The sequence below is a fragment of the bacterium genome, assembly GCA_037131655.1.
Taxonomy (GTDB): Bacteria; Armatimonadota; Fimbriimonadia; order Fimbriimonadales; family JBAXQP01; genus JBAXQP01.
In genome coordinates, this window is sequence record JBAXQP010000450.1 from 1 (window position 1) to 1,753 (window position 1,753).

1 protein-coding gene is annotated in these 1,753 nt (G+C 43.2%); it reads left to right on the plus strand.

Annotated features, from left to right (window positions below; translation table 11 throughout):
- Nucleotides 1–230 precede the first annotated feature (230 nt).
- Nucleotides 231–1,709 carry a mannose-1-phosphate guanylyltransferase/mannose-6-phosphate isomerase gene (locus WCO51_13515; protein MEI6514271.1) on the plus strand — a complete coding sequence of 493 codons (1,479 nt, stop codon included), beginning with the start codon at nucleotides 231–233 and terminating at the stop codon, nucleotides 1,707–1,709.
- Nucleotides 1,710–1,753: the final 44 nt, after the last annotated feature.

Sequence of the window (1,753 nt, forward strand, 5' to 3'; positions counted from 1 at the left end):
ACTCTGGACCCCGCGGACAAGCCGCAGGGCGTAGGCGAGAAGTTGAATTGTCAACAAATCCTACATTATATTTTATAGTATAGAGTATTTATACTGTTTAGCACGTACAAATAATCGCCTGAAGAGACTTCAGATTGACTATACCCCTCAGTATTGATACGATATCGCTGACTTAATCAGGATTATAATCTATCTATGATCTTACTTATTAACTTATTCTCGAGCGTGTTATGCAACTAATTCCAACGATTCTTTGTGGCGGAGCCGGTTCCCGTTTGTGGCCTGTGTCTCGAGAGCTCCATCCCAAGCCATTTATTCGATTAAATGATGGTGTCAGTTTTTTGCAAAAAGCATTTATTCGAGGGGCCCTTCTTCCGAATGTGAAGGAAATACTCACGGTTACTAATCGTGAATTGTATTTTAAAACGCAAGACGAATACAAAGAAGTGAATCAATTAGGCCTTCATACCTCTTATATTTTAGAACCTTTTGGAAAAAATACGGCCGCTGCCATTGCTTCTTCTGCACTTTATGTGGCTAATAACCACAGTCCAGACGCTGTGATGCTTATACTCCCGGCTGATCATCTCATTAATAATCAAGAGGTTTTTCAACGGGCTGTAGAAAAAGCGGTTGAATCAGCGCTCGCCGGCAAGTTGGTTGCTTTTGGGATTCAGCCTACGAGTCCTGAAACGGGTTATGGATACATTGAGGTTAATTCAGAGGCTGAGTTGGATCATATTCTGTATGGTTTTGTTGAAAAACCTTCTAAAGATATTGCGGAAGCCTATCTTGCTTCTGGGCGTTATTTGTGGAATTCCGGTATGTTCTGTTTCACGGCGGGTAGCGTTTTAGAACACATGAAACAGTATTGCCCGACGATACTGGAAGCGACAAAGGCTTGTTTTGACGACTCAGTAACACACCATTCAGAGCAAACATCACAACTTCAACTCGATCCAGCCTCTTTTGCAAAAATTCACGATGACTCCTTTGATTATGCGGTAATGGAGCCTGCTTCCTTAGCCTTTTTGGGGCGTTCTGCGAGCTCTTCTTTAGCGGTTGTGCCTTGTCCTACCACGCTTGGTTGGAGCGACATTGGTTCATGGAGTGCCTTGGGTGATTTATCAACTCCTGATGCACAAGGCAATAGAGTAGACGGACCGGCTGCGTTGCATGATACAAAGGGATGCTATGTGCAAAGTCGTGATAGGCTTATTGGTTTAGTGGGGGTTGAAAATTTAATTGTTGTTGACACCCCGGATGCATTACTCGTTGTTGACAAATCACGCGCTCAAGATGTCAAACATTTGTATGCAACACTTAAAGCAGATGGCCATGACACCCATAAATTACATCGCACGGTACACAGACCATGGGGTACATACACTGTGCTAGAAGAGGGTTTCCGCTTTAAAATTAAACGAATCGAAGTAAAGCCGGGTGCTTGCCTCAGTTTGCAAATGCATCATCATCGGAGTGAACATTGGATCGTCGTGAGTGGAATGGCCAGTGTAACGAATGGAAACATACAGCAGCTAATAACGACGAATCAATCAACCTATATACCCGCCGGTAATAAACACCGCCTGGAAAATCCTGGGTTAGTGACGTTGGTAATGATCGAAGTTCAAAGTGGCGAATATTTGGGCGAAGATGATATTATTCGTTTTGAAGATAATTATGGGCGAATTCAAGAGACTGCCTGATGAAACAGTGTGGTCTGCTTCTATTGATGCTGCTATTAACATCC